General features: G+C 41.8%; 6 protein-coding genes. 1 reads left to right on the plus strand and 5 read right to left on the minus strand.

The window, feature by feature from the left end; genetic code table 11:
* Positions 1-155 precede the first annotated feature (155 nt).
* The 5 genes from cooS to NFR29_RS06795 all read right to left on the minus strand — a co-directional run bounded on the left by cooS (position 156) and on the right by NFR29_RS06795 (position 6,890).
* The gene (cooS, locus tag NFR29_RS06775; RefSeq protein WP_251424808.1) at positions 156-2,270 is read right to left on the minus strand and encodes an anaerobic carbon-monoxide dehydrogenase catalytic subunit; all 2,115 of its coding nucleotides are present in this window, start codon (positions 2,268-2,270) and stop codon (positions 156-158) included.
* A gap of 130 nt (positions 2,271-2,400) precedes the next feature.
* Positions 2,401-3,174: an ABC transporter ATP-binding protein gene (locus tag NFR29_RS06780; protein WP_251424810.1), complete on the minus strand. Its 774-nt coding sequence runs from the start codon at positions 3,172-3,174 to the stop codon at positions 2,401-2,403.
* 66 nt (positions 3,175-3,240) lie between these two features.
* Positions 3,241-3,993, minus strand: coding sequence for an ABC transporter permease (locus NFR29_RS06785; protein WP_251424812.1), 753 nt, complete (start codon positions 3,991-3,993; stop codon positions 3,241-3,243).
* Positions 3,994-4,002: 9 nt separating this feature from the next.
* Positions 4,003-4,950: an ABC transporter substrate-binding protein gene (locus tag NFR29_RS06790; protein ID WP_251424814.1), complete on the minus strand. Its 948-nt coding sequence runs from the start codon at positions 4,948-4,950 to the stop codon at positions 4,003-4,005.
* Positions 4,951-5,132: 182 nt separating this feature from the next.
* Positions 5,133-6,890 carry a YadA-like family protein gene (locus tag NFR29_RS06795; RefSeq protein ID WP_251424816.1) on the minus strand — a complete coding sequence of 586 codons (1,758 nt, stop codon included), beginning with the start codon at positions 6,888-6,890 and terminating at the stop codon, positions 5,133-5,135.
* Between NFR29_RS06795 and NFR29_RS06800 the strand changes: the two genes are divergently transcribed.
* Positions 6,871-7,202, plus strand: a 332-nt coding sequence (locus tag NFR29_RS06800) for a hypothetical protein (RefSeq protein WP_251424818.1), incomplete at its 3' end; no start/stop codon positions are given. The genes NFR29_RS06795 and NFR29_RS06800 overlap by 20 nt on opposite strands.

Genomic DNA, 7,202 nt, shown 5'->3' on the forward strand with positions numbered 1-7,202 from the left:
GCTTTCATATACATGAAGGTCTAAATGATTTCTTTTATACTATCATTGTAGCTAAAAAAAATGGGATTGCCTATGTATTTATGCAATCCCATTTTATATTAGTAATATATAGCCATATTACATTTACAACTGGCTATGTTGATTAACATGGTTAATTAAACCGGCCAACCTAGTGCCTCCCGTTTCTTATTGATATCTTCAATAATTTTTGCCGCCACCATAGCTGGATCAGTATTAACATACATAACAGAACCAAGTAGTTCTTCTGTATCTTCTTTTAAGAATTTTGTCACTGCATCAGAACCTTGTGTAGGTGGTTCCACACAATGGTATGTATTAATACCATTTAAGCGGAATCCTAAGGATGCATCAATGCCCTTTTCGTTAGACCATTCAGGACTGGACATAGCAAATGGCATTTGTGGTAAATTAAGCCCTAACTCACCAGCAATACCACCGAAAATACCAGAAGAGCGAGCATTGTCGATACATTCCCCTACATGCCATACAGGCGGCTGATCGTCACCGAGGAATTCTTGTAAATTTTTACCGCATTTTTTAATAGCATCCGTATTGCAGTAACCTAGTTTCATCAATGGGAAAGAAGCACAGCCATTGGTGAGAACAATACAATCATGTTTAAGTAATTCTTCGCAAATATCAACAGTCGCTTTTTCATAAATTACACGCGGATTAGAACAGCCTACAATATTGACAATCCCCCGTACTTTACCTGATTTAAGCGCCTCTGCTAAAGGTTTAAAAGAACCATAATGCTTCACTGTTGATTCTGGGGAGAACCCTACTTCTGCAGATATTTCATAAGGCGGAATATATACAGGCATGCCTTTCCGCTTTTCATGAGCCTCTAATGCACGGTCAAGAATAGTGCGAGCTAATTGTTCTGTTTCTTTCAAGTTCGTATGATGATGGTCATAACCAATATGCTCTGCCCCTGGCAATCGAGCTGCATCAGATGTAGTAATCACCTTTGTATTAAAGCAGCGAGCTACATCCATAATGGCCGGGTATACATCTTGTACATCCGCTACCCAGCAATCAAGCGCACCTGTACCAAGTACTAATTCTGCACCTACAGCGTTACACAAAGGAATCACATTCTCGTAACGATACATACTCGCTAAACCAGAGCAACAAATACCGTAGAACTGAATACCTTTAGCTCCTATAGCTTTCGCTTTTTCTAAATACTCTTCAGAAGCGCCAATCGTACAAATTTGAGATACCAATGTAGGCAAATGACCATGTACCGCAATATTGACATACCCTTTTTTAAGAGCCCCTATATTGACCTTAGATGTACGGCGTTGCCCTACGCCAAACAATGCATCAGTAGCAATATTGGCAGCTACTACACCAGTAAATGTGAAAGCCAATCCACAACGTAAAAATTGCTTCATATTGCTTTTCCAATCCCCGTCTGTGCCGACGCAAGTACGGTGATAGGCATCAAAGGCTTCATTATAGGCAGAAATTGGTAGAATATCTAAATTCTTCCATACTTCTTTTCGTTCTGGATGAGCTAACGCAGAAATCGTTTTATATTCCCCTGGAAGGGCACGGATCAAATCATCTAATAATACATCAGCCAAATCATTAGCTACATCATGAATCGGACGACCTTCTTCTGGAATATCAAAGGCCTTACATACAGTCCGGATTTTCTCTTCTCCCATAAGTGGAATATCTAATTCACCAGTAGCTGCTGCTTTCAAAGAAATCAAGACCTCTCGTGCATGAGCGCCATGTTGTGTTAAGCCACCTGCCGCAGCACGCGTCAAATTACGAGCTACAATTAAATCTGCATCGGCACCACATACACCGCGAGGACTTTTAGGAGTGATTTTACAAGGTCCCATAAAGCAAATACGGCAACATACACCAGCAATGCCGAACGTACACTGCGGTTGTTGTTTATCAAAACGATCAAATACTGTATCACAGCCAATCTGCTCCATACGTAGAATCATTTCACGCACAGCAGGGTCTGGTGTTTGATCTATAACATCTTGCTTCGTTGGCCACGTTTTGCGATACTCTGCGACAGCTTTCATATAATCATTTACGCCATGCTCATGCACTTCACCAGGTGCATGCGTGTGCGGAATCCATTTATCTGTTGGTAACGCTTTACCATGGTCGTGATTGTGCCTATGACCGTCGTGATGATGGTCATGATGATGATTGCAACTATGCTCATGGTCGTGTTGATGATTATGCCCGTGATGATGTTTTTGTTCTTTGCTCATAATAACCTCCTCAATCTACATAGATTGTATATAACACATAAAGATAAGTACTATACAAGTTAAAAACTACAAACCATACCTAATCATATTCTGTCTCAATTCTATAAATACATATGACTATATGTAATCCCTAAATATAGAATTCAATTTTATCTTCTCTTGCCAATTGGAATTGTTCAAAAATATGATTCCGTATATTGACGAAAGATGCCGATGTACGGTCGGTTCGGTCGATGATATTAACAGGAATAATAGTCTGTACTCGTCCTGGATTGGCCGACAATAAGACGATACGATCTGCTAAAACAACAGCCTCTTCAATATCGTGTGTGACAAATATAACCGTCTTCCCTTCTTCTCGACAAATACGTGAGATTTCATCTTGCAAATGAATCCGCGTCAGCGCATCGAGAGCCCCTAAAGGTTCATCCATAAAAATAATATCAGGGTCTACTGCTAAAGCCCTGGCAATCGATACACGCTGCTGCATTCCGCCTGATAATTCTGCGGGGTACCGATGTCTCGCATGGCCTAAGCCAACCATTGTTACATATTTATCAACAATAGCCGCCCGCTCTGATTTAGGTACACCTTTGCTTTCAAGGCCTAATGCAATATTGCTTTCCACCGTACGCCATGGCAATAAGCCATAATTTTGAAAGACTGTCACATATCGAAGTTGCGGCGCTTTCACAGGTTCACCATCAATCGTAATTGAGCCTGACGAGATCAATTCAAACCCAGCCATGGCATTGAGCAACGTACTTTTACCAGACCCGGAAGGCCCTAATAAACAAATAAATTCGCCTCGTTCAATATCTAAATTAATATCTTCTAATATGGTAAGTGGCGCGCCGTTATTGATAAATTCTTTGTGAGCGTGGCGTACCGAAATATAACTCATAGCATCCCCTCCTATCGCTAGTTGTCGTTCTCTCTATCACTTTTCATCTCTTAGCATCTCTTGCACCTATTTTTCTATGCCCCATCGTTTATAAATCCATTTTTCTCCCATGGACACGCTCCAATCGAGGAATAGCCCTACAAACCCAATGGTCAAAATAGCCACCATCAATAAATCATTGCGCAAATTATTTCTCATGTCGATAATGAGAAATCCCAATCCTGTCTGAGAACCGACCATTTCACCAGTAACGAGGAATATCCAAGCTGTACCGAGGGCAATATGTAATCCCGAGGCAATGTTAGGAAATACGGCAGGTAATATAATCTTAAAGAGCACTGCCGGTTCTTTAATACCAAAATTGCGAGCCACCTTAATATATACGGGATCGATAGTTTGAATGGCAGACACCGTCGACAATAAGACTGGGAAAAAGGCCGCCATAAAGATAATGACAATAGCGGGTGCCTCTCCAATACCGAAAAATAAAACAATAAAAGGTAACCACGCTACTGGAGATATAGGCCGTATAACTTGAACAATAGGATTAATATAATTCCAAATCCCTCGATACCATCCAAGTACAAGTCCCAGTAACACACCGCTGACGACAGATACGGTGTAGCCTATGAAAAATCGCCACAAACTATCTACAATATCTTGTACGAGGATACCATTCCTTAACAATTCCCCAAAGCCGAGAAATACTTTATAAGGCGTTGGAAATAAAGCCTCATTAAACCCACCAAAATGAGCGATACATACCCAAATGATGAGTGCCATCAAAAATGCACCAGGTATATATGTATATCGTTTCATAGCCCCCTCCTATGGTAACAACGACGTATCTACAAACTCTTCATAGGCAGGAGCGGTAGTAATCAAACCTTGCTGTTTCATATGATTAACCAGCTCCCCATAGAGCGATTCTGTGAGCGCCAAATCCTTATAGCTAATGACTTCTAATGAACGTTTAATCACTTGCTCATCGAATTTCATATATTGTTTAGCGATTCGTTCTTGCTCCTCTGGATGTTCATCAAGATAGATACCTGCATCAATATAGGCTTTTGTGAAAGCCTTCGCTAAATCAGGATGTGTATCAACAAACGTTCCATTAAGCAAGAGAGCACAACAAATATTGTCATGCCATAGTGCCTGAGGATCGTCAAAAACCGTGCCTCGATTTAATGCAATCGCTAAGGAACCAAATGGTTCTGCCACCGTATATCCTGCAATCTGCCCCACCGCAAGAGCTGCTGGCATTTCGGGTGGACTCATTTCCACAATTTTCACATCAGCAGTAGTAAGCCCTGCTTTTTCGAGCATAAGATGAGCAAGAATATTATGACTTGACTGCTTATGTGGGATAGCAAACGTTTTGCCCTTCAAATCTTGTGCGCTATGAATATCATTATTGGTAATAATAATATTTCCTTCCTTATGCCCAAGAGCTACTGCACGCACATCAATACCTTGTTCTCTTGCTTTTACACCCAACTCTACAAGAGCTGTAGCACCATCGACCTTGCCTGTATTCAACGCATCCATCAATTCTGGCCAAGAGCCATATTTAACTAACTCCACTTGTACAGGACTGTCAGAGGTCTCCAACTCCTTAACAGCAAATACAGGTAACGCATGGGTAATGGGCAAATAAGCTATACGAACTGTTTTCTGTTCCACTACTGATGACTCTTTATTATTTCCCCATATATACAGAATGCCAATAACAGCAACGATGATGAAAGTGATAATAATCCAAGTCCTTTTCATACTATACCTCTTTCTCATATAACAAACTTATTTATTCATACTATATCAATATGTTTTAAACTTGTCAATAATTCATATTTTTTAAGTAGGTTTTATTTGTAACAAAAAAAGACACATCATACGCCTCCATAGAAACGTACAATGTGCCTTTTAAAATAAAGACTACTCTTTAGAAACTACATTTATCGTTGAGATAACAATTGGGCAACTAATTGTTCAAGTCTTTCAACTTTAGCTTCTAATTCTTCATTTTTTTGTTGTAACTCATCAACCACTGGACTATTAATTCTACCAGGAGAATCTTTTACTCCGATACGCCATGTAGCACCAATACCATACATTTGTTCACTTGGTGCTAATGCTACAGAAGCATTTAAGAAGAGATTTTTATTCGGTGCATATCCATAGCCTAATGCAAAAGCTTTGCTACCATGATACATACCTACACCAGCCATAATTTGGCCTTTTTCTTCTCCATCACGGAAATAAGGTTTGAGAGATGCCAATGCTGCTCCCATAGCGCCCACTTTATCAACACGCTCATTTGTTCTATCAATACGATTATTGACATTACTTGTCGCCTCATACAGCTGACTACCATTAATAGCATCTGTACTTGTTGAGGAAATTTCTCCTGGCGCTACATTTGTAATTTTACGTTCATGACCGACAGAACCTACAGATACTTCATTATCCCCAGATGCAATCGATCCATTACCAAGAGCAACGGAATTCTTACCAGTTACAATCGCATTTGCGCCAAGAGCTGTACCATTTTCACCTGTTACAGAAGAATTTGCACCTAATGCAATCTGATTATTTTTATCCGCTACTGGTCCACCACCAATTATACCAGCTTTCTCTAATGATTGTGCTGTAGATGAAAGTGTATTTGCAGTACTAAGAGCAGTAGAAATAGCAGTACTTACCGATATAGCTGAAGATGCTGCACTGGATGCGCTAGACGCTGCACTAGATGCACTAGATTCTGCCGTAGAAGCGCTTGATTCTGCGTTAGACGCACTAGACTCTGCACTAGATGCTGATGTAGACGCACTACTTGCAGCTGTAGATGCTTCTGTCGCACTGGATGCGGCATTGGATGCACTGGACTCTGCACTAGACGCAGACGTAGACGCGCTACTTGCAGCTGTAGATGCTTCTGTCGCACTAGATGCGGCATTAGATGCACTGGACTCTGCACTAGACGCAGACGTAGATGCACTACTTGCAGCTGTAGATGCTTCTGTCGCACTGGATGCGGCACTAGATGCCGATGTAGATGCACTACTTGCACTAGCCTCTGCCGCTGTGGCACTGGATTCCGCCTTAGTAGCACTAGATTCTGCTGCTGTGGCACTAGACTCTGCTGCTGTTGCACTAGATTCCGCCTTAGTTGCACTAGATTCGGCTTTTGTAGCACTGGAATCAGCCACTGTTGCACTAGACTCTGCTGCTGTTGCACTAGATTCCGCCTTAGTAGCACTAGATTCGGCTTTTGTAGCACTAGATTCTGCTTTTGTAGCACTGGAGTCAGCCGCTGTTGCACTAGACTCTGCTGCTGTTGCACTAGACTCCGCCTTAGTAGCACTAGATTCTGCTTTTGTAGCACTGGAGTCAGCAGCTGTTGCGCTAGACTCTGCTGCTGTGGCACTGGAATCAGCTTTAGTAGCACTGGATTCAGCTGCTGTTGCGCTAGATTCTGCTGCTGTTGCACTAGATTCCGCCTTAGTAGCACTAGATTCGGCTTTTGTAGCACTGGAGTCAGCCGCTGTTGCACTAGACTCTGCCTTCGTTGCACTAGACTCTGCACTAGATACAGCGCTAGATACAGCCGTACTAATATTATCTAAAGCAGTAGATGTATTGTTTGCTTTATTTAATGCATCATCCGCTGTCGATTGTGCTGTAGATGTCGCTGTGCTTACGTTTCCGATCACTGTAGCATTGCTTTGCGCCGTAGATAACGCTGTACTTGCTGTCGATGCAGAACTATTTGCCGTAGACAATGCTGTATTTGCCGTCGTACTAGCACTATTAGCTGTATCTTGTGCAGCAGATGCTGCTGTACTTGCGGTATTCGCTTTATTTAATGCATCATCCGCTGTCGATTGTGCTGTAGATGTGGCTGTGCTTACACTGCCAATCACTGTTGCATTGCTTTGTGCAGTAGATAACGCTGTACTTGCTGTTGTTGCAGAGCTATTCGCTGTAGACAATGCTGTGCTTGCCGCTGTACTAGCACTATTAGC

The organism is Veillonella agrestimuris (assembly GCF_943193065.1).
Lineage (GTDB): Bacteria > Bacillota > Negativicutes > Veillonellales > Veillonellaceae > Veillonella > Veillonella agrestimuris.